Below are 21,989 nucleotides of genomic sequence, written 5' to 3' on the forward strand. Positions count from 1 at the left end.
ATCATCTGTTTGGTTGTAGAAATAAATCGATGCTGAACGTCAACGAGCTAGCCATAGTAATGGTGAAGCACCATTGCGCAACCGGACGCCCATACATCAGCTTCCAACAACTTCCATTCACTGGTTTGCATGGCTGTTGCCGAGCGGGTATTCCCCTCCACCCAAAGCGCACAGATGTTACTGACTAGAGGCATGTGACTCACCAGTATGCGCAAACCTTGCCACTCTTCCCCACACCATTGCTCAACCAGAAGATTTGGATTGGCATCCGGCGCACACTCGGCACATGTTCGATGCTCTATGACCCATCCTGACTGCTCCAGTACATCGCTCAAGAGGCCGGCACTTTGCTGTGCACGCCGATAAGGACTGGAATAGATGACGATAGGTGTCCGCGGTTCAGAGTAATAATGACCATTAAGCCATTGAAGCACCTGACCACCCGCCAAACGACACTCACGCGTACCGAGTTCACTGAGCCCTCGTTGGCTATCCGGAGTGCCTGCCATGGCATCACCATGGCGCATAATACAAAGCTGCATGAATTATTTCCCGGGCGTTCAGACGAATAATCACGATAGGTGATATTCAGAAGGAAGGCATCTTAAATGCCACGATCAGTGAAAAAGAGCGCCATCACCGAAAACGTTCGTGAGATTCCATAATATCGGCTTCGGGCAATGTAAATTCGACGTCGCTGGCATGATTGCTTTTAAGGAAAGCATCGGTAAGCTCACTCACGGGTGCATTGTCGAAAACAATACGATATAGCCCGGATGCCAAAGGCATATCGATTCCGTCCTGCTCCGCACGTTGGTGAATCAGTCTCAATGTATTGACCCCTTCCGCGACTTGCCCCAGCGATGAAACGGCCTCATTGAGTGTCAAGCCATTCCCCAATGCTACACCTACGCGATAATTTCGGGAGAGCGATGAGGAGCACGTCACGATAAGATCTCCGACACCGGCCAAGCCCAGAAATGTCATCGGGTTAGCACCCAAACTGACCGCGAAACGACTCATTTCAGCCAGGGCACGCGTGATCAGCATACTCTGCGTGTTCTCTCCCATCCCCTTGGCATGTGCGATACCCGAAGCAATGGCATAAATATTTTTCAAAGATCCGGCGAGCTCAACCCCATAACGATCATTACTGGCATATACACGAAAATAATCACAGGTTAGCGTCCGCTGAACCAGAGTACGGGTATATTCATCGTCACTGGCAATAACGGTACCGGTCAACTGATACTGTGCCACTTCGGCCGCCAGGTTCGGCCCCGATAGTGCACCAATATGCTGGCTGACCGTCTCTTCAGCCAAAATCTCACTCATTAGTGTGAAATGTTCGGCCTCTATGCCTTTTGTCGTACTCACGACAATAGTGGTCTCTTTAATGTAGGGAGCAAATGCCTTGACGACGCCACGAAATGCCTTGGAGGGTATGGCAACAAGTACCAGAGTCGCCGAATCAAGGACCCAAGCCATATCCGTGGAAGCCACCACCGCTTCACTGATAGGATAATCAGGCAGGTATACAGAATTGCGGTGGCGCGTATTAATGCTCTCGACAAGCGCTGGATCTCTCATCCATTGCCTGACCGAGGCTCCTCCTGATGCGGCTATGCTCGCCAGGGCAGTACCAAAACTGCCTCCCCCCATTACAGCCACGCGTGGCAGACTTACGTCCATTATCAACTCTCACTTCTAGAAGCTATGTCCTTCATAGGAAGGGCTATTCGGCACTATTTTAATCTCCGCGCCCATCTTCGAAAAGCATTATTAAATTAACACGTAGACAGTATTATTAAGGAAAGGCAATAAATATGAGGAGGGAATGAAACTATTTATGACTCAATATTCAAAAAAAATTGACAACATCTACCCAATCAATAAGTATCAAATATTACATTAAATATAGCTATCTAAAATAACGGGCAATATGAAAACCATAAAACATATTAAAGTTAACGACATCAGTATGAAAACAGATGCAACACCATGGTATTGATTGTCTTATATATCAAATTCATCTCTTTAGACATGAAAAAGCATTAATTTTTCACGAAATGACCACTGAAAACGATATCAAAATTGTCTATCCATAGTCTGACAATACGAATTTTCTGACAGATGCCATGAAAAACCCAGAATATTAAAAAGGGGCCGAAGCCCCTTTTTAATATCAGATGAGGAAAATAAAAAATCCCATCTGTTATGCCTTATTCGGATGACTGAAGCCACCCTTCTACAGTATCGTTGCCATATTCGGCCTTCCACTCTTTCAACTGCTTATGATTACCACCACGAGTCTCAATAGTTTCATTGGTGTGAGGGTTAACATATACCTTCAGAGCGCGCTTTTTACGACCTGAATTTGCTGAAGTCGTAACAGGAGCAGCAGCTGATTTCGGATCCAGAAGTTCAATCACTTCCTTATTGGATTTACCGTATGAATTGATCAGCTTTTCAAGTTTTTCCTTGAATTCAATTTCCTGCTTGAAGCGCTCATCATTTGCCATCTTGGCCAATTGATTTTGGATATTTTCCAATTCCTGCTTCAAAGCATAATATTCGGTTATCTTTGCCATAATAAAAAATCCATCGAACAGAAGAGTGCAGGTTATTCACTGCTTAAGTACATTCTATATAGAATATAGACGCTACGCTATAGTTAATATCGTCATTGACGACAAAAAAACGTTAATTTTTTCATCAAGCCACATTTTTGAATGATATCACTTGATATAGCTATCAAGAAGAACATGAGAGACAAATAAACCCTGATACTTCAGAGGGTCTTTCATAATATTCAGCATTGGGTTGAGGCGTGAACGGGTCACTGATTAATGATTTTAAACATTTGAAAACAGAATCATCATTATTCTCCTGCAATAATGTGATCGCTTCCTGTAACAAATGAGTCCGTAAAATATAGAGGGGGTTCACACGCTCCATATGAAATTTACGCTCAATGTGAGAACGAGGTTCAAGCAACAAACGCTCACGATAGCGCATCAGCCACTGATCAAGTACCGCTGAATGCCCCAGTTCTTCGAATATGACAGGGTCTGGGCCAGTATCATCCCACGATGACAAGACTCGGAATGCACGGTGATAATCGTGTCCTTCACGCATGAGGAGTGATAAAAAGTCACCAACCAAGCGGGGATCATCCTCATGCTCAGTTACCAACCCCAGGCGAGCGCGCATACGTTCACCGTAAGACTGATTCAGCCGCTCCCCATACTTGTCAAGCTGATGGCTCAAGGCATCCCGCGCGGTACCCTCATCCCCCAATTCCTCACTGACAAGAGGGATACACGCAGAAGCAAGGCATCCCAAATTCCACATACCTATGGAAGGTTGTTGGGAAAATCCGTAACGGTTATGTGTATCGCTATGATTGGGATTGAAATCGGGGTGAAATTTTTCCTGAAAAGCATAGGGTCCATAATCAAAGGTAATCCCTAATATAGACATATTATCCGTATTCATTACGCCATGAACGAATCCCATTGCCTGCCACGCTGCAATCATGTCTGCCGTTGCTTTGGCAATCTCACCAAACATGGCCAGGGTTGGGCTCACCTTTTCCGCGCACTCAGGAAAGAAGTGTCGGCATGTAAAATCTGCCAGTAGCCTCAGTGAATGCCATTCCCCCTGATGTGCCAGCCACTCAAAGTGCCCGAATCGAATGTGGCTCGGCGCTACTCGGATCATGCTGGCCGCAGGCTCCCACTCTTCACGCCTGACTCTTTCATCATGAACGGCCATCGCCAAAGCACGGCTAGTCGGAATATTCAATGCAGCCATGGCTTCGCTCACCAGATACTCACGTACTGTAGAACGAAGTACGGCATTTCCGTCGCCCTGACGAGAATAAGGTGTTCTACCCGCCCCTTTTAAATGCCAATCGAAATGCTGCCCGGATGCCGTCCGCCACTCTCCCAGAAGAAGCCCACGACCGTCGCCCAAATCGGGATTGTAATAGCCAAACTGGTGGCCCGTATATTTCTGTGCCAATGGCTGCATGCCGGGGAACATATGCCGCCCTGCAAGCAATGACTCCAATGATGCTTTTATGGTCGATGAAGGTGTAATTTCAAGCAACTCACAGCATTGCTCACTGATATCAATCAAACGTGTGCCATGACGGGGGGCGGGTAATTGCCTGCTATAAAAGGAAGGCGGAAAGGATACGTACCTGTTATCAAAACGATTCAATGCATCATCGTTCGATAAGACCCGTCTACTGTTCGGTTGTGAAAAAACAAGCCGTGAATAATCCGTCATTAAAAAGCGTCACCCAACATCACCAGGAATTAAAGAGCAAATTGAAATCCAGCTTTATCGAACGTTATCTGTCCTGATCAGACTGACAAAATAGATAATCGTTCACATATTCATCATTAAAGTGTAATTATATTTCCGGAATTATTCCTATACCGAAGTGGCATACGCACATGACACCAGGTATTTGATGAGCGGTTGATCACTTCTTCTCTTGACTAACACAGTGCATTCAAATGCTGCATTTTTCGCCCTTGGGTATAAGTTAGCGGTTTTTAAGTGAATATCCAACGCTAGCGCACTGCTTAAGTGAATGAAGTGAGGCTTTGAGAAGCCCCTTTAAAAGAGAATCGATGGAAATAAAAAATCGCCATATAATACCGAACTGACTACGCTTACAGGTGTCTTCATGTAACGGTCAGGTTGGCGCTATAATGCAAATGATCCTGATAAGAAGCCGTGCTGATCATGAGACGACAGGCATTGTTATGGCGATAAATGTGTGAAACAGGCATTATTTTATACACCATGACTGTTAAAGCCCAACACAATATCGATGTTACATGGAAGAAACCGGTGAAATGAAAAACAATGTGTGTCCATATACATGTACATCATTCGTTATCTCTAACGCCCGTAAAAAACATTGAAAACCAATGGCACTTTAAGTGTGCCCAACACTGACTGATAAACTGCAAGTGCCTGACGAAAGGCGCACCAGTCAACGCACATATTAAACATTAGAACTGTAAAGACTTGGGGTACGTATGAGGATATTGCTGGTAGAAGATGATCCTTTGCTGGGTGATGGCGTAGAAACGGCACTGACCCATGATGGATACGAGGTAAATTGGGTAAAAAGTGGTGAAGAAGCGCTGGACGCCCTCAAGACTGAAGAATTTTCTGCGGTCCTGCTTGATTTAAGCCTTCCCGGCATTGATGGCATGGATGTGCTGGAAGAATTACGCCAGTCCGATAATCTACCTGTTGTTATTCTTACCGCTCGAGATGCCGTGGATGATCGTGTGTCAGGACTGGATGCAGGCGCTGACGATTATATCCTCAAGCCATTTGAGCTGGATGAATTGCTGGCACGGTTACGCATGGTCATTCGCCGTTCAACGGGCCGCGTAGCCCAGTTGATCACTGTGGGCAATCTCATCATTGATGAAAACCGCCGTGAAGTTCGCTGGCATGATGACATCATCAAACTGGGACGCCGTGAGTTCGCGCTTCTACTGGAACTGGCCAATCACCCGGGTGAAGTGCTGACGCGTCCACATCTCGAACAATTGTTGTACGGCTGTGATGATGAAGTCGAATCGAATGCGCTCGAAGTGCATATTCACCATTTGCGTAAAAAACTGTCACCAAAACTGATCGTGACCTTGCGTGGCATTGGTTACCGGATGGTTGAAGAAATCGAATAATCCAGGCGTATTCAGACTGCATGCAAGCACGGAACAAAGCCATGGGCACAGCAAGGCCCATGGCTTTTATTGCCGAGCCCCTATTTCCATGCTCTCGGCACGGGTCACCAACATCCATACGGACATGGCCTTTAGCCTGTTGTTTTCCAAAAGAAAATGCTCACTGAAGCAAATCCATTACAAAACAGTCATATTCGTTATTAGCGTCTGGAATGGCAAAACTTTAATAATGCATATTTGGCTCAATTCACGCGGTAGAATCTCTTGAAAGTGAAACTACGCTCCTTTTCAAAAAACCCCATGCCCTCTATTCATGGCTATTTGACTCAGGCAATTCTGCTGATTCTTGTGGCGAGTAGTGTGGCTTCCGTGGCGGCTTCCTATGTTCTATTTCGTGGAGAGATGCGCGCTGTCTATGATACTCAGCTGGCAACGGTGAGCGGGGTTGTCTCCGGTATCATTAGTAATACCACCACTGATGATCAGTTGAAAAATATTGCCGAACAGCTCAGCTTGCAAACGATGGAGACGCATTTCTATCGTATCAATCACCCTATCATTGATGGGCCTGAAACTGAGGTATTGCGGAAAAAGCCGGTGAGCCCTTTTCCTTCAAATGACAACACCAAATCAGCGTTTGCCATCGCAATCTGGTCCGAACAAGGACAGCCTCGCATTGTCAGCCATACGTGGTTGAGAGAACGAGTAAAACCTATCTCTTTTCCGGGACACGCGGGTTTCTGGTGGGAAAATTATCACGGTGTCACATGGCGCGTTTATTGCCGTTTTGATAGCGACAGTCATAACTGGATCATGATAGGCCTTAGACGAGATGTCCTTGTACAGCTCTCAAGCCGCATGGTATTGGCAGAATGGACAGCGGATGCCCTCAGTGTCGTTTTGGCCGCTCTCTTGATCTATAACGTCATTCATCGTGCCATTCGTCCTATCAACATGCTGTCGAAACAACTAAAACGAAGAGATGAACAGGATCTTTCTCCTGTCAAAAAAGAAGTGCCCATCGAACTGGATGGACTGAAGACATCGCTCAATGACTTTATGGAACGTCTCAACAAAGCCATCGAACAGGAACGTCGATTTACCGCAGACGCTGCACATGAGCTGCGTACTCCCCTTGCCGCACTCAAAATCCACCTTGACAATATCCGCCACGCGCCACCCGAAAAGGCCGCGCTATCGCTGGAAAAAATCCGCTTGGGTATCGAGAGACTTCAACGTGTCATAGATCAGCTACTTACCCTTGCTCATGTGGACCGTCATACGCCCACTGAAAAATCGTTGATCGACCTCTATCCGATCGCCGCACAGCTTGCAGGCGAAATGCTTCCCATTGCAGAAAAACGCGACCAGCAATTAAGCATCACTGGACTTCGGCAAGTCACCATCAGGGCCAACGCTACGGAAACAGGTATCCTGCTAAGGAATTTGCTGGATAATGCGTTGCGTTATACCCCCGAAGGCGGCACAGTCGAAATACATTTGGCGGAAGAACCCAATGGAGACCCCAGCGTTAGTGTCATTGATGATGGGCCAGGTATTGCTCCCGAGCTGATTGACCATGTTACTGACCGTTTTCGTCGCGGCAGTAATCCGGATATGGCAAGCGGTAGTGGTTTGGGGCTATCTATTGTGAGTGGCCTCCTGAAAAGCCAGAAAGCAACACTGAGCCTGATCAATATTTCCACAGGTGGTTTGAAAGCCAAAGTCGTATGGAATAATACAGCCCAATAAAAATCCCCCGAGGCAATGCAACGTCCTCAGGGGATTATAGGCTTGAGCCCAAACATGGGGTGCCTGTATTAAAAAACACCCCTTGACACTTACGTTGAATGACCGTTTCCAGCCTGCAATTCGTGACAGGAGATACAGCACAATCGGTCGCTGGCCCCTTCAACGCGTAAAGCGTTAATGTAGAGGCCAGCAATTGCATGCGGTGGCAGTCATCACTCCTGGTGGACGAGCAACGTATTCAACCGTTTTACGTAGGCGGCAGGATCATCCAGTTGCCCTCCTTCAGCAATAATGGCCTGGTCAAGGATGACATTAGCCAAATCATCAAATCCTTCACCTTTCAAGCCATCAAGACGATTCACCAGCGGGTGTTCCGGATTGATCTCCAGAATTGGCTTGGACTCAGGCACGGGCTGCCCTGCTGCTTCCATCAGCTTGCGCATTTGGGCACCCATGTCATTTTCGTCCAACACTACACATGCAGGCGAATCCGTCAGACGATGAGTAACGCGCACTTCAGACACACGCTCACCAAGGTCATTTTTGAGTCGTTCGACCAACGCTTCCTTCGCCTTGGCGCTCTCTTCCTGAGCCTGTTTTTCGGCTTCGTCTTCCACACCGCCCAAATCCAGGTTGCCTTTGGCAACATCGACCAACGACTTACCGTCGAACTCGGTCAAATGAGACATTAACCACTCATCAACACGATCGGTCAACAACAGTACTTCAATCCCTTTCTTGCGGAAAATCTCAAGGTGAGGACTATGCCGTGCAGCATTGTAGCTTTCAGCCAGCAAATAATAGATTTTTTGCTGCCCTTCCTTCATGCGTTCAACATAGTCACTCAAGGAAACATCCTGAACAGACGAATCCGTGTGAGTCGAAGCAAACCGCAGCAACCCAGCGATTTTTTCACGATGACTATAATCTTCTGCCGGCCCCTCCTTGAGGACAGAACCGAATTGATTCCAGAACGTTTGGTATTTTTCGGAATCTTTCGTCAGCTTGCTCAGCATATCCAGCACACGTTTTGTGAGTGCGCCTTTAAGTTTTTCAACCTGAGGATCTTTCTGAAGAAGTTCACGTGAAACGTTCAATGACAAGTCACGGGTGTCGATAACACCTTTAATGAAACGCAAGTACAACGGCAGGAACTGTTCCGCATCATCCATGATGAAAACGCGTTGTACATACAATTTCAGACCTCTGACACCTTCACGCTGATAGAGATCAAAGGGAGCCTGAGAAGGCACATAAAGGAGACTGGTATACTCAAGCTTGCCTTCTACCTTGTTATGGCTCCAGGCTAACGGATCAGAGTAATCACCAGTCAAATGCTTATAGAACTCTTTGTATTCGTCATCGGTAATTTCACTTTTCGGGCGTGTCCAAAGGGCCTGCGCCTGGTTCACAGTTTCCCACTCGGTAGACACTACCTTTTCACCGTCTTCACCTTCTTCTTCGTTCACTTTTTCCATGCGAACAGGTAGATCGATGTGATCAGAGTATTTTCTGACCAGTGAACGCAAACGGTAGTCATTGGCAAACTCATGGGCATCGTTACGCAAGTGCAACAGAATTTCCGTCCCATGATGTTCACGCGTAATGGGCTCAATGGTGAACTCGCCTTCCCCCTGGGATGTCCACTCTGTGCCGCTCTCAGGCGTATCACCCGCCAAACGGGTACGAACGCGTACTTTATCTGCAACAATAAAGGCAGAATAGAAGCCAACACCGAATTGACCAATAAGAGCCGCATCCTTTTTCTGCTCGCCGCTCATCTGCTTGATGAACTCAGCGGTGCCAGAGCGAGCAATTGTCCCCAGATTGCTGATGACATCATCGCGGCTCATACCAATGCCGTTGTCGCGGATGGTGAGCGTATGAGCATCGGAATCGAACGTGATATCAACATGAAGGTAACTGTCACCTTCATACAGTGCATCGTTACTTAATGCTTTGTAGCGCAATTTGTCACACGCATCCGCTGCATTCGAGATAAGCTCACGCAAAAATATTTCGCGGTTGGAATACAGCGAGTGAATCATCAGGTGTAGAAGCTGTTTGACTTCGGTTTTAAAGCCAAGTGTTTCCTTTTGCTCACTCCCTGATTGATCAGTGTTTACAGTATCAGCATCAGGCGTGTTGGAAGCGTGTGTATTATCTTCGGCCATGGACAGATATTCTCCTGATAAATGGTAGGCAAGGCAGCTGTTTGTCTGCGCTGACTACACAAAGGATAACGGTATAAATGAGAGTGCAACCAAAAAAGACAGCTTTTATGGACACACTGGAAAATCATTTTCAGATGAGAATATATATGTGGTTCACGCTTGCTTTTTTCAAGCCTGTTTTTGCTGCCGAGCACGTCTTTACTTGCGACCTTACCTTTTAAGCAACCCTGATTTTGCTTATAACCTCGATTTTGGCCTACTGCAGTTTTGATTTCAGGAGAGCAATAACAAGAAGAATCAAAGAACAGCGCTTTTAATCGACGAATGGATAACCTATGTCAGTGAGAACAACATTTTTTGCATGGGATGAGAGACGAGAAAAAAGGATATTGTATCAGCGGTGTGTTGCTATCGATCTACAAGCGTCTAGACTCTATAACCATAAGGTATGGATAGCTGCATGAGGGCGTAGAAAAACGTCGAAATCTGGCATCAGGCACTTTACTACTCGTCACAACTCAAGCATTGTGATCACACATGCACAATTCAAACATGATCTTGTGCTGACAGAATCCGACCTTACACGGACAACGGCATATTCGGATGACCACTCATAAATCATTCTTTATACACTCGATAATGCCTTTTATACCCTTGTTACTATCGTCTACTTTATAGAGGATTTGATGTGTTGAAGAAAACGGGTACTTCCTTCTATCGTAGACTTCTCGCGCAGCCTGCACGTTGTGGTCTGAGTGTCGGCGCCGGCCTTTTTCTTTCCCTCTCGACCGTGTCGATGGCACAGGCAGCACCGGATGACGCTGCCATGCAGACCGCGCTGGCCAATGCACGCCAGGGAAACTGGGATATGGTCAATGAGACGGGGCCCATCCAACAGGATCCACTCTTCGGATACCTCGCCTATCACCAATTGCGTCAGGAACTCCCTGATGCCTCCCCGGCAACTGTCAACGCCTTTATCAGGCGCTACAGTGATTCCCCCATCTCTGAATGGATGCGTGGACAGGCACAAAATGCCTATGGGCAAAGTGGCAACTATTCGGCCCTGTTGGCGGTCAGTAATGGCGTCCCCAAAGGCACAGTACGTCAATGCTACTACTACACCGCTTTGCTCGGCACCCGTCCGGCGGAGGCTGCCAGAGGCGGCGTCAAGCTCTGGGAGGTCGGGCACTCTCAGCCATCACAGTGCGATACCCTCTTTGACGCGCTACGCGCACGTGGTGCCCTCACAGCCAGTAACGACTGGACTCGGCTGATGCTCGCCTGGGAGTCAGGTAACCCCAGTCTGGTGACATTTGTTCGCCGTAATATGGATGAACCGCAGTGGTCCGATGCATTAGCCGCTTTTGACCGCGTCTATGCCGATCCCTCTCTGGTGAGCAGTATCCCCCAGCGACTCGGACCAGATGCTTCTGCAAGCGGAAAGCTTATGGTAGCGGCCTATACAGCATTGGCTAAAGCCTATCCGCAAACGGCTTTACAGGCCTGGCAATCCAGCCGCAATAATGGTCAGTTGTCCTCTACCCAGCAGAAGGCGATTGAGCATACCATTGCATTTAATGTGATGGTCAATCAGGTCAGTAACAGTTTGCCCTGGGTAGATAGAGTGCTTCCCGGACTAAATGACAATGCCCTGTATGAATTAAGAATCCGCACGGCCCTTGCCAGCCGTGATTGGGCCGGTGTTTATCGTTTGGTTCCCAACATGCCTGCCAATTTGCGTGCAGACCCACGCTGGGAGTACTGGTATGCTCGCGCAGCAGGTCAACTGGGGCAGAACCGTGTCGCCTTGCATGCGTATGAAGTAGCCGCCAATGGTCGGGACTTCTATGCCTTTGCGGCGGCAGATCATATTCACCGCCCGTATGCGATGAATGACAGTACGCAGCCGGTATCACCTGAAAGTATCCGTGCCATGGGTCAGGTCCCTGCCATTCAACGCGTGGCAGAGCTTTACCGAATTGATGAACCAGGGCTAGCGTACAGTGAATGGACCTACAAACTGGCCCACTCCAACAAGTTCACCAAAACGGTGATGGCCGCCTACGCTATTCAGCAACGCTGGTTTGGATTGGCCGTAACAGCCTCCATTACCGCGAAGGATTGGGATGCCCTCTCGTGGCGATTCCCCCCTGCCTATCAGGATCAGTTTATTCACTGGGGACGTGAAAATCAGGTGGACCCCTATTTGCTGATGGCTATTGCACGGCGTGAAAGCGCCTTCAATCAAGCGGCCTATTCCCCTGTAGGGGCACGCGGATTGATGCAGCTGATGCCGGCAACGGCCAGATTAACCGCACGTCGCAATGGGTTACCTTATTCAGGTCCTGCTGATTTGAATGATCCAGAGACCAATATCATGTTGGGCTCTGCTTATATCAGCTCAATGCTGGATCGCTATAGCGGCAACCCTATCGCCGCTACCGCCGCGTATAATGCGGGGCCCGGCCGGGTGGATCAATGGTTGTCGGCGAACGATCAACCGTTTGATCTCTTTGTCGAAAGCATTCCATTCAGGGAAACTCGTGCCTATGTACAAGCTGTTATGAGCTATCGCACCATTCTGGCCAGTATGGCCAAGGGCACGAGTGTCGGTGTGCATATGCTAACGAATGAACAGCGGAATGCAGATTATGGTCCCGGTCTGATCAGCCTGAATTGATATTAAAGATACATGAATGATCGAACGAAACATTGCGCCATGTAATGTGTCACGATGTCAGGGCAATAAAAAACCCCGAACCAGCACTCGTACTGAGGCTGATTCGGGGTTTTTCATAAGCATGTTATCAAACGATGATACCCGTCAATTTCATTGCCACATAAGAAACTCATGCGTTGAGTGACAGGTAAGCAAGAATATCTGGAATGCAAATCGCGGGGAAATATTCCCTGCCAACGCATCAATTGTGGTTGCGGTTCATTTCAATATTGCGTATTGAAACCTGATCATTCAACGTCCAGAAGTCGTACAGAACACCCAACAGAAAGATTCCTCCTGTCAGGAAGTAAACAATACCCGAAATCCATTTCCCCATGTACATTCTGTGCAAACCAAAAATACCCAGGAATGTCAGAAGTATCCAGGCAATCGAATAATCGATTCCCCCCAGGCGGAAGCGTAAATCTGCATGCCGACTCATACTTGGAATGAGAAAAACGTCAATCGCCCAACCAATCAAAAAAAGTCCGCCGGTCAAAAACCATAGCGTTCCCGTAGCAGGTTTTCCATAATAGAAACGGTGAGCACCGGTAAAACCAAAGATCCACAGCAAATAACCAATGGCCACGCTGTGTGTTTTCTGCTGAGAGGCTTCTGCGCCCATGATGTGCGTAACTCCTTGAAATAATATGCAAACGATAACATCCCTGCATGATTTCCATACCGCAGGCCTGTGAACTGACTCTATCACTTTTAATGAAGGTGAGTAGGGTGAATCACAAGGAAACCCGTCAATTTTACACAATTATCATTTTAAGAAAGAAAGGACAAAACAATATAACTGCTATGCAATACACTCGGGTAACACTTTCAGTGTAGAGAAGGAATCGCTTTGCCGGTCAAACGGCGTGATTGTCATAAGCTCAGGAAAGTTACGGGCCTTGTACCCATGAATATAACGTGAAAACATCACATTCAAGGGCATCGCCAGATGTGAATATGGCTCATCAACACTCATTGACCAAATGAACGAGCATATAATGTTTGACCACGGAGCCAAAAGGGTAAAGTCGAACCAGTAAGCCTCAAAGATACCGCTGCATCTTTAAAAGATTAGCGACATGTTCTTCTTCAGCAAATGTTTCGAAACCCAATCGTTCATAAAGCCTTCTGGCCGGATTTTCGGCAAATACCTTGAGAGTGAGACGCTTGATCTGAAGGGATCGACAATATTCAACCCAGGCATTTAACACTTCACTGCCTTTCCCCTGCCCTCGAAGGCCATCATCCAGGTGCAATTCACGCAGATGGCAATGTTCTTCATCCAGAATACTCCAGGCAATCACCCCGGTCGGTTTCCCGTTATCGAAACGCAATAGCGCATCGAAATCATACCACTGGCTCATGAACATCTCATGACTGAACCGCATATGACGACGGTGCCAATAGGGAAGCATAGTATAGGCGACTAGCGCGCAGGCAAATCGAGCATGACTGGGACCGACAGCATCCCGCCACTCGGGCGGGAAACCGGGATAAGAGCACTGATTGAGGACCTTTTCGGTTGACTCAGTCATTCAGTGAAAACCTCTACCCTGAAAAGTTGTTCACCCTGGAAAAACCATGGCGAGGATACGGAGAAATACTTTACATGAATGCCAGCATACCGCCCTGTTCTGTTCCCCTATGTATTAGAGAAAACAGATAATGTATAACAAGGCAAACCAAAACAGCTCAAATTACAATACTGGAAAGAACAGCTAAATAGACCACCATTAACAGCTCAACATGCATTGCCTACTATTATTGATCAATGGCTATTGGTATTGGTCATTGGCTACTGGCAATTGGCGGCTATTGACACCTCTTGGCCAAAGTCATCTGTTAGTCAAAGTCACCTATTAGTCATAGCCACCTATTAGCCGTTGCCTCTGACAGAGCCCGTATGAGTATCCTGAGCACTATTACTTGACGAAGTACTGTTGGCATTGGCAGCGTTGCTACTATTCAGCGCGTTGCCATCGTTACTGTTGCCCGAATCACCTGAATTATTGGGACCTGAGGCTCCTTCAGGGGCCCCACCTTCCAGTGTACCCGATTGGGGGTTGCTGGGAACATCATTGCCTGAGCCGCCATCAGAGGCATTACCTGCATTACTGGACTGCCCTGAATTATCTCCAGTAGTGGCGTTGTTGTCATCGCTCCCGCTATCGTCACTGTCAGAATCCAGCATGTTGTTCTGGTTATCCGAATTGGCATCCGTATCATCCTGATCCTGATCGGATGTATCGCCCGACTGCTGATCGGGTGCTGAAGCACTATTATTTTGGGGAGCCAGATTATTCGCAGGATGTGAAGCGGCCTTGTCCTGCTCGGGATGATCACACCCGGCCAGCCCTAACGCTGTCAATAGTGCCAACCCACTAAAAATGGCTAATTTCTTACTCACAACCGATGCTCCCTACCTGAAACTGTATACTTCATTAAGACATTATAAAAAGATGAGAGTTCATTACCATCTTGATCGTGATTGCATAGATGTTCGAAGAAACAACCACGACTCCCGTTATCAACGGTTGGTATTGAAAAACCACTATCATTCACCTGAAAGCACTTCGGCTAACCCTTGCAACAAACGGAAAAAGACGCCGCATACTCAGGCTGGTCAGTAAACCGGATTCCGCCCTGGAACGCCTTTTCCTGCCACCCCTATCGGCTATTTCCATCCACGACTGAAATGAGTGATTTATATTGACCATGTCGCTGTTACGGCGCCGGCAAATACTACCAGACGTCAATCATCGTCGTCTGCATCATCATACCCTGCTGTGCTTTTGCGAGGACGATGCTTATTGCGTTCCAGCAACTTGCTATTTTCAGGAATGACAACCTCAATGGCCTGGGAGACAACCTCAAAACGGGCGTGTGTATATTCCTGCATCTCGCCGTCGAGGGTCATCGGGATGGGCTTGTCACTTTCGATTTCAACCCAGGGAACGCGAAAATAACGGACCAAATCACCCTCAGGGGAAAGATGTTCAAGCTCTCTCAGTAACTTCGGCACCTTGCGCAAACCAAAGCCTTCGATCACCAGTACATCCAACAGCCCATCGTCGACAAAAGCCTTGGTGGTGAGCTCCTGCGCTCCACCTGCCTGACGCCCATTGCCCACTGCAACTACGACCATGGAGGCATCACTTTCGAAGCCAGGCATACGTAATTTCCCCTGATAGGGAGAAAAACTGAGGATACGTACGGCACCTACCAGTGAATAGGCCCCACCACCAAGCATACGTTTCAACATGACCGGGGTACTGGCGGTAACGGAAGCACCGAAGCCACCCGAGACAACATTGATGAAATAAGTGTCAGCGACTTTACCAAGGTCAATCGGCTGGGCATCCTCCCTGACGGCGAAGGCAAATGCTTCCGGCGGATTAAGAGGTATGCCAGCCGCACGCGCAAAGTCATTGGCAGTCCCCAATGGAATAATGCCCAGCGAAGGGCGGTATTCTTCAGGTAGTTTCATCAGAGCATTGGCTGCGCCATGCAGAGTTCCGTCCCCACCTCCCACAATCACGCGCTCAACCCCGTTGGCACTTGCCTGATGGATAAAATCTTCTATATCACTCCCTTCCCACGTTACACGTACGTCTACACCGATTCCCTGCTTGCGCAGTCGGTTTACCATCTTGCGTAACTTGGGCTGATCCGAAGACTTGCCATTAAGAATCAATCGTATGCTGCTCAAGGGAGCTCCTTAAGGACCAACACTGAAATAAAGCTATTACATGAGAGAGTAGCGGTTTTCTCGTTCAATCAATAGTGCATAGACAAAAAATTGCAAAAATTTCATCACTGTAAACCTTATAATACAATTAGGTTGACATATGCATCATAAAATCCGGACACTATTCCTTACAGCATCTTCGAGTGACGTGGTAACAAGCCGTCCCTGAAGGGATGAACGCTACGGCTTTTCAACTGGGTATCAGAAGGCGCGGCACGTATCGCACCACCATTCAGACCACTTACGCTCTTGCAATCAGGCCAACAACCATTAGCTCTTGATATTCAGGTAAAGATAACCAATGACCGCTTTACGACATGACTGGCAACGCAGTGAAATCGAAACATTATTAACACTCCCTTTTACAGAGCTTCTATTTCGCGCACAACAGACACATCGCCAACATTTCGACCCCACCGCCATTCAGGTGTCGACGCTGCTCTCCATCAAAACAGGTGCATGCCCGGAAGACTGCAAGTATTGCCCCCAATCCGGGCACTACAACACCTCATTGGAGAAAGAAAAACTCATGCAGGTCGAACGCGTATTACAGGAAGCGCAAGCAGCCAAAGAGATCGGGGCGACCCGTTTTTGTATGGGAGCCGCATGGAAACACCCGAGCGTGAAAGACATGCCCTATGTGCTGGAAATGGTTAAAGGGGTACGGGCGTTGGGTATGGAAACCTGTATGACGTTAGGACGACTCAGTCAATCACAGGCAGAAGCTTTGGCTGATGCGGGGCTCGATTATTACAACCACAATCTGGATACCTCGCCTGAATTCTACGCCAACATCATCACAACGCGTACCTATAGTGAACGGCTCGAAACACTGAGTCACGTAAGAGACGCCGGGATGAAAATCTGTGCAGGCGGCATTGTCGGTATGGGCGAATCGGTCAGGGATCGCGCCGGCCTATTACAACAGCTGGCCAACCTGCCTGTTCATCCCGAAAGCGTCCCCATCAACATGCTGGTCCGTGTTGAAGGGACACCACTGGCAAACGCCGAGGATCTGGACCCTTTCGAGTTCGTTCGAACCGTCGCTGTTGCCCGTATTCTAATGCCCCATTCACGTGTCCGCTTAGCTGCGGGGCGCGAACAGATGAGTGACGAACTACAAGCACTCACCTTTATGGCCGGTGCCAATTCTATCTTCTACGGAAAACGATTGCTTACCACGCCCAATCCTGAAGAGGATCACGACCATCAACTGTTCCAACGGCTGGGGCTGAAAACGGAGCGTCGCGAAGAGTTCGATGACAGCACGCTCACGCAGGCACTGGATGCCAGCCTTCAGGCCAATCGAGCGTCAGAACTGGCCGTGGATGCCATGGCATCTTCCACCCACTGAACCAATGGTTCAGTCGTAATCGGTCACCCACAACTCTCTTTAATGGCCAGCTTTAATGGCCAGGATACTTACATCACATTGTCATGACACATTTGCTTGATCAGTGGCTATCGGCACAGCTGGACACACGAAAAGCCCAGCACCGGTATCGAACACGGTGGCTGAATTCATTTCCATCACCCGCTGAACCCGCTTGGCATGAAGGATCAGCGGTGGATTTTTCCGGCAATGATTATCTGGGGCTGAGCAAGGCACCTCAAGTGTGTGAAGCACTGTCAGAAGGTGCCAAACGCTATGGCGCCAGTGCCACGGCATCACCACTGGTCGGCGGATATTTTGACGTCCATCAACGCCTGGAAGCCCTGCTTGCCGAATGGACTCAGCGCCCGGCAGCACTCCTCTTTCCCACTGGTTTTCAGGCCAATCTAGGGGTGCTGGATGCACTGACACACCGCGCCAGCCACTGTTTTCATGACCGCCTCAACCATGCCTCGTTATTGGATGGCACACGCCTGAGTGGTGCCAAAAGCGAGCGTTATCATCATTTGGACATGATTCATCTGGACAAGCGGATGACGGCTGTATCTGCACGTCAGAGTGTGCTGCAGAAAGTGGTAATCAGCGATGCTGTATTCAGTATGGAAGGTGATATAGCTCCCCTTCCAGAACTGGCCGCCGTTGCCCGGCAGCATGCCGCCTGGTTAGTCATCGATGATGCCCATGGCGTAGGGGTATTGGGAAAGGATGGCGGCGGTGCCTGCGTAGAGGCTTCCCTTTCGCATGAAGACGTCCCCATTATGATTGGCACGCTGAGTAAAGCATTGGGCGGGCAAGGGGCATTCGTGGCAGGCAGCCAGGCATTGATTGATACATTGGTTCAACTTGCGCGCCCTTATGTTTTTTCAACAGGGCTAGCGCCTGCACAAGCCTGCGCAGCGGAAGCCGCCGTTCACCTTTGCCGCGATGAACCTGAGCGTCGCCACCAGCTGCATGATGTCATCCATTATTTTCGTGCCGCGGCAGAAGCTGAGAGCCTTCCTCTATTACCGAGTCGTACCCCCATTCAAGCCATAGTGACAGGGGATGAAACACGCACGCTCGCCATTGCAGAATCTCTGAAAGCACAGCAATTGTATGTAGGTGCGATACGTCCGCCAACGGTGCCTATCGGGAAATCTCGCCTGCGCATTACCCTCAATGCCACGCATACCCGGCAACAGATAGACAGGCTTGTCGATAGCCTGGCGAAAGAAATTCAAGAGCATTAACTACCCGCGTGGCTCTGCTCTTACACACTCGGTTGTCAGCGCCAAATGACTGCCATGGATATAAACAGTGATACCCATATCGAATGAAACACTCAATCCTGCTCATATTCAGAATGAAGAAGCCCGACATATTCATGAAACGCACAATGACAATCAGGATACGCAAAGTGGTCAACTGCTCACCACGCCCGGGGGTATGGCCGTGAATGATCGTGCGAATGAATCCGTAGCGAGTGTTGACATAAAGGTGCTTTCAGGATGGGCGATGCCCACCCGTATCTTGGCGCCCTTCGCGCAGACGCTTCGTCAATGCGGTGAACAATTCAATAAGGGCGAATTTAGAGTAGAAGAATGGGATATACAAACGTTGATAGCATCGGCCATCTCACTGACCCATGAGCCTCGAAAAGAGAACTCGTCTGAAATAACCAATAGCCTGACATGTAATACATGCACCGGGGTTGAACAAATCCTGGAGTACGCAGCTGCAGTACTTGGATTAACCGAAAGCAACCAAGGCGACAAAATCACTGGATCAGACGGGCCAAAAGAGCGTTGGCTGGTTGGTTGGTCACTGGGCGGTATGTTGGCCGTCGCTTTGGCCCACCGTTATCCAGCGATGGTAACGGGTGTGGTCACATTGGGCGCCAATGCCTGCTTTTCTACTCAGATAGATTGGCCCAATGCCATGCCCCGAGCCACCTTCGAGCAGTTTTACCAACGTTTTCAGCGTTCACCGCAACGTACGCTGAAACGCTTTGCATTTCTCTGTACATCATTGAACACCGAACCACGCGTTAACCATGACCATGCCGCTAAAAATAACAACAACCATAACAATGACAGTAACGATATCGGCATGGGATCAACTCAATCCGATGGCGAGTCTAAACCGCAGGATAGGGTCGTGGATCAGGACACATCAACGTCAGCAAAGCAGCCTGAGTCCTTATCCTCACTAGAAGTCTCAATAAAACCAGGGCAGACGCCGCAGGAATCAGCACGATTATTGGAGGAAAGTATGCTGGCGTCGCTTGATACATCATCGACTCACTCCGCGCTGTTGAAAGGGCTTGATCTTCTCGGTCAGTTGGACAATCGCGACGCGCTTGTGGGTATGAAATGCCCCCAGTTCCATCTGTTTGCAGGGGGAGATATGTTGGTTCCCGTATCAGCGGCAGAGGATATCAAGGCCCTGATACGTCTCAACCATTACGCAGAATGTGCTGTGGTGCAGGGAGCACACAGTTTTCCGATGAATACTGCCGAAGAGTCAGCTTCAGTGGTTCTCCATTTCATCCGGCATCGCTCCATTCAGCAGTTTTGCACTCAACATCACTCCAATCAACACCACAACATTCACCTTAAAAGCCTCTGTGCACAGTGAATGGGAGTCGTCATGGTCATCACTCGCAGCGATTACGGCATGCCCAAAAGGGCTGGTTTTTGCATCTCGCGCGCACCTGAACTGGAGAGGCAATTACGCCCATGCCTTGATGGGAAACAGTCAATGCCAATGAATTCCGCCCCGCTTAAGCATGAGATTGCCCGTAACTTTGGGCATGCATCAGTCACCTATGATGCAGCCTCGTTTCTACAACAGTGGATTGCTGTGGATCTCCTCCAGAAAGTGGCCGAGCTCAGCGCTTCCCACACATTTAATCGGGCTTTGGATGTCGGATGCGGCACGGGCTACGTTTTTCGTCAGGCCAAGTGTCAGCATATTGATATTGAAGAAGAGTATGGATTGGACCTTTCCGCTGGCATGTTGCAAGCCGCCAGTCACCTTCGCCCACAGGCTCGCTGGATTCAGGGCGACATAGAGGCATTACCGTTCGGCCATGATCATTTCCCGCTGATAACGTCGAATCTGGCAGTGCAATGGCTTGATTCACTGGATATTTTCCTGTCAGAAGCCTATCGCGTTATGACCCCAGGGGGGATATTGGCTTTCTCAACCCTCGGACCAGACACCTTGAAAGAACTCACTCGGGTACGTGAGAGGGCAGGATTGAAAAATACCGTCAACCCCACGTTACTTCCGCAACAATTGGCGAACAGTATAAAGCGAGCACCCTTCACTACGTTGTTATCAGTACGCCAACCTTACCTGTATTTTTACGATGATGCCGTCACCCTTTCGCGTGCGCTTAAACAGTTGGGCGCCCACCATTGCCGCCAAGCGCAACAATCCGGCTTGAGTGGTCGAAAAAAATGGCAGCAACTGCGTGCGCAATCAAAGGCGCTGTATCCCGAAGGGATTCCTGCGCGCTACGACACTTATCTTGTCGTCCTTCAAAAACCTGATAACACACTCATTTCCTACAAGGATGGCAAATAATGAAACCGGCCGCATTTTTCGTCACTGGTACTGATACCGAAGTCGGTAAAACGACGATAACAACGGCATTGCTATACCTTGCCCGCGACAAAGGGCTCACAACCGCTGCAGGGAAACCGGTTGCTTCGGGTGCAGAAGCAGTCAACACGGGTGACGTGACACAGCCCCCGCATTCGACATATGAACACGCCCCAGCTACTCAGGCTTGCGATTCTTCTCGTCAGAGCGATATTGCCTGGCGTAACAGTGATGCGTTGGCTCTGCAAAGGGAGTGCCAACCACCGCTGGAATATTCAACCGTCAATCCCTTTGTTTTCGAACCGGCCATTGCGCCCCATATTGCGGCCGCGGAAGCCGGCGTGGAGCTTACTCTGCAGGTATTAAGCACGCCCATGCAGGCATTGTTAGCCTATAACGCCGACTTTACATTGATCGAAGGCGCGGGTGGATGGCGTGTTCCGATCAACCATCATGAAACACTGGCCGACCTCGCCAAAGCATTGGCATTGCCGGTGATTGTGGTTGTTGGCATAAAACTGGGCGCCATCAATCACGCTTGTCTGACACTCGATGCCATACGTCATGATGGCCTGGAAGTGGCCGGTTGGGTCGCTAATCTTTCTGATAAAGAGATGGCAGAACACCCACATGCAAGCCGTCTGGATGAAAATCTGGCTACCCTGTCGGCCATGTTACCAGCGCCGTGTCTTGGCATCGTTCCCCATCTGGAAGATGCCACACCAGAAGCCGTTTCATCCTATCTGGATATCGACCTGCTGCTGACCAGTCATTAAAAACCGAGACATCAAACACCAGCAGTTGGGGGTATACACGGGCCCATTGGCCTTTTCGCTGTCATAAAGCCAAGTAGTCACACGTACAGCAAAACGTACATACGGTCAGG

17 protein-coding genes are annotated in these 21,989 nt (G+C 48.8%); 8 read left to right on the forward strand and 9 right to left on the reverse strand.

Going from position 1 to position 21,989, the window contains the following annotated elements:
- Window positions 1-47: 47 nt before the first annotated feature.
- The 4 genes from LMG33818_RS02025 to LMG33818_RS02040 form a co-directional block, all read right to left on the reverse strand.
- On the reverse strand, window positions 48-542 hold the full coding sequence (locus LMG33818_RS02025; protein WP_442321684.1) for a SixA phosphatase family protein: 495 nt from the start codon (window positions 540-542) through the stop codon (window positions 48-50).
- A gap of 94 nt (window positions 543-636) precedes the next feature.
- Window positions 637-1,692, reverse strand: coding sequence for an NAD(P)H-dependent glycerol-3-phosphate dehydrogenase (locus tag LMG33818_RS02030; RefSeq protein WP_442321685.1), 1,056 nt, complete (start codon window positions 1,690-1,692; stop codon window positions 637-639).
- 530 nt (window positions 1,693-2,222) lie between these two features.
- Entirely contained in the window at window positions 2,223-2,591 is a 369-nt protein-coding gene (locus tag LMG33818_RS02035; RefSeq protein WP_442321686.1) for a histone-like nucleoid-structuring protein, MvaT/MvaU family, read from the reverse strand.
- 163 nt (window positions 2,592-2,754) lie between these two features.
- Window positions 2,755-4,227, reverse strand: coding sequence for a protein adenylyltransferase SelO (locus tag LMG33818_RS02040; RefSeq protein WP_442321687.1), 1,473 nt, complete (start codon window positions 4,225-4,227; stop codon window positions 2,755-2,757).
- 833 nt (window positions 4,228-5,060) lie between these two features.
- Between LMG33818_RS02040 and LMG33818_RS02045 the strand changes: the two genes are divergently transcribed.
- Both LMG33818_RS02045 and LMG33818_RS02050 read left to right on the forward strand, forming a co-directional pair.
- Window positions 5,061-5,723 carry a response regulator gene (locus LMG33818_RS02045; protein ID WP_442321688.1) on the forward strand — a complete coding sequence of 221 codons (663 nt, stop codon included), beginning with the start codon at window positions 5,061-5,063 and terminating at the stop codon, window positions 5,721-5,723.
- A gap of 300 nt (window positions 5,724-6,023) precedes the next feature.
- Window positions 6,024-7,475: an ATP-binding protein gene (locus LMG33818_RS02050; RefSeq protein WP_442321689.1), complete on the forward strand. Its 1,452-nt coding sequence runs from the start codon at window positions 6,024-6,026 to the stop codon at window positions 7,473-7,475.
- A 212-nt stretch (window positions 7,476-7,687) separates the two neighbouring features.
- On the opposite strand, the gene htpG is transcribed toward LMG33818_RS02050, so the two are convergent.
- Window positions 7,688-9,649, reverse strand: coding sequence for a molecular chaperone HtpG (gene htpG / locus LMG33818_RS02055; protein WP_442321690.1), 1,962 nt, complete (start codon window positions 9,647-9,649; stop codon window positions 7,688-7,690).
- 688 nt (window positions 9,650-10,337) lie between these two features.
- Between htpG and LMG33818_RS02060 the strand changes: the two genes are divergently transcribed.
- Window positions 10,338-12,332, forward strand: coding sequence for a transglycosylase SLT domain-containing protein (locus tag LMG33818_RS02060; RefSeq protein ID WP_442321691.1), 1,995 nt, complete (start codon window positions 10,338-10,340; stop codon window positions 12,330-12,332).
- A gap of 241 nt (window positions 12,333-12,573) precedes the next feature.
- Here the strand turns inward: LMG33818_RS02060 and LMG33818_RS02065 are convergent, their stop codons facing one another.
- From LMG33818_RS02065 to yegS, 4 genes are all read right to left on the reverse strand, one after another.
- Entirely contained in the window at window positions 12,574-12,996 is a 423-nt protein-coding gene (locus LMG33818_RS02065; protein ID WP_442321692.1) for an NINE protein, read from the reverse strand.
- 421 nt (window positions 12,997-13,417) lie between these two features.
- Window positions 13,418-13,909: a GNAT family N-acetyltransferase gene (locus tag LMG33818_RS02070; RefSeq protein ID WP_442321693.1), complete on the reverse strand. Its 492-nt coding sequence runs from the start codon at window positions 13,907-13,909 to the stop codon at window positions 13,418-13,420.
- A gap of 341 nt (window positions 13,910-14,250) precedes the next feature.
- On the reverse strand, window positions 14,251-14,781 hold the full coding sequence (locus LMG33818_RS02075) for a hypothetical protein (RefSeq protein WP_442321694.1): 531 nt from the start codon (window positions 14,779-14,781) through the stop codon (window positions 14,251-14,253).
- A 345-nt stretch (window positions 14,782-15,126) separates the two neighbouring features.
- Window positions 15,127-16,083: a lipid kinase YegS gene (gene yegS, locus LMG33818_RS02080; RefSeq protein ID WP_442321695.1), complete on the reverse strand. Its 957-nt coding sequence runs from the start codon at window positions 16,081-16,083 to the stop codon at window positions 15,127-15,129.
- 340 nt (window positions 16,084-16,423) lie between these two features.
- Between yegS and bioB the strand changes: the two genes are divergently transcribed.
- The 5 genes from bioB to bioD all read left to right on the forward strand — a co-directional run bounded on the left by bioB (window position 16,424) and on the right by bioD (window position 21,879).
- Complete coding sequence (bioB, locus tag LMG33818_RS02085) at window positions 16,424-17,476, forward strand: biotin synthase BioB (RefSeq protein ID WP_442321696.1); 1,053 nt, start codon at window positions 16,424-16,426, stop codon at window positions 17,474-17,476.
- An 83-nt stretch (window positions 17,477-17,559) separates the two neighbouring features.
- Entirely contained in the window at window positions 17,560-18,744 is a 1,185-nt protein-coding gene (bioF, locus tag LMG33818_RS02090; RefSeq protein ID WP_442321697.1) for an 8-amino-7-oxononanoate synthase, read from the forward strand.
- Window positions 18,745-18,811: 67 nt separating this feature from the next.
- Window positions 18,812-20,131 carry an alpha/beta fold hydrolase gene (locus tag LMG33818_RS02095; protein ID WP_442321698.1) on the forward strand — a complete coding sequence of 440 codons (1,320 nt, stop codon included), beginning with the start codon at window positions 18,812-18,814 and terminating at the stop codon, window positions 20,129-20,131.
- A 12-nt stretch (window positions 20,132-20,143) separates the two neighbouring features.
- Entirely contained in the window at window positions 20,144-21,085 is a 942-nt protein-coding gene (locus LMG33818_RS02100; protein WP_442321699.1) for a methyltransferase domain-containing protein, read from the forward strand.
- On the forward strand, window positions 21,085-21,879 hold the full coding sequence (gene bioD / locus LMG33818_RS02105) for a dethiobiotin synthase (RefSeq protein ID WP_442321700.1): 795 nt from the start codon (window positions 21,085-21,087) through the stop codon (window positions 21,877-21,879). Before LMG33818_RS02100 ends, bioD begins: the two co-directional genes overlap by 1 nt.
- Window positions 21,880-21,989: the final 110 nt, after the last annotated feature.

The sequence above is a fragment of the Cernens ardua genome (assembly GCF_051251085.1).
Lineage (GTDB): Bacteria > Pseudomonadota > Gammaproteobacteria > Pseudomonadales > Halomonadaceae > Cernens > Cernens ardua.

Bases quoted from the DNA above. Each gene is read 5' to 3' on its own strand.
- LMG33818_RS02025 (WP_442321684.1), bottom strand. From the start codon at position 542: ATGCAGCTTTGTATTATGCGCCATGGTGATGCCATGGCAGGCACTCCG.
- LMG33818_RS02030 (WP_442321685.1), bottom strand. From the start codon at position 1,692: ATGGACGTAAGTCTGCCACGCGTGGCTGTAATGGGGGGAGGCAGTTTT.
- LMG33818_RS02035 (WP_442321686.1), bottom strand. From the start codon at position 2,591: ATGGCAAAGATAACCGAATATTATGCTTTGAAGCAGGAATTGGAAAAT.
- LMG33818_RS02045 (WP_442321688.1), top strand. From the start codon at position 5,061: ATGAGGATATTGCTGGTAGAAGATGATCCTTTGCTGGGTGATGGCGTA.
- LMG33818_RS02050 (WP_442321689.1), top strand. From the start codon at position 6,024: ATGCCCTCTATTCATGGCTATTTGACTCAGGCAATTCTGCTGATTCTT.
- htpG (WP_442321690.1), bottom strand. From the start codon at position 9,649: ATGGCCGAAGATAATACACACGCTTCCAACACGCCTGATGCTGATACT.
- LMG33818_RS02065 (WP_442321692.1), bottom strand. From the start codon at position 12,996: ATGGGCGCAGAAGCCTCTCAGCAGAAAACACACAGCGTGGCCATTGGT.
- LMG33818_RS02070 (WP_442321693.1), bottom strand. From the start codon at position 13,909: ATGACTGAGTCAACCGAAAAGGTCCTCAATCAGTGCTCTTATCCCGGT.
- bioB (WP_442321696.1), top strand. From the start codon at position 16,424: ATGACCGCTTTACGACATGACTGGCAACGCAGTGAAATCGAAACATTA.
- bioF (WP_442321697.1), top strand. From the start codon at position 17,560: ATGACACATTTGCTTGATCAGTGGCTATCGGCACAGCTGGACACACGA.
- LMG33818_RS02100 (WP_442321699.1), top strand. From the start codon at position 20,144: ATGGTCATCACTCGCAGCGATTACGGCATGCCCAAAAGGGCTGGTTTT.
- bioD (WP_442321700.1), top strand. From the start codon at position 21,085: ATGAAACCGGCCGCATTTTTCGTCACTGGTACTGATACCGAAGTCGGT.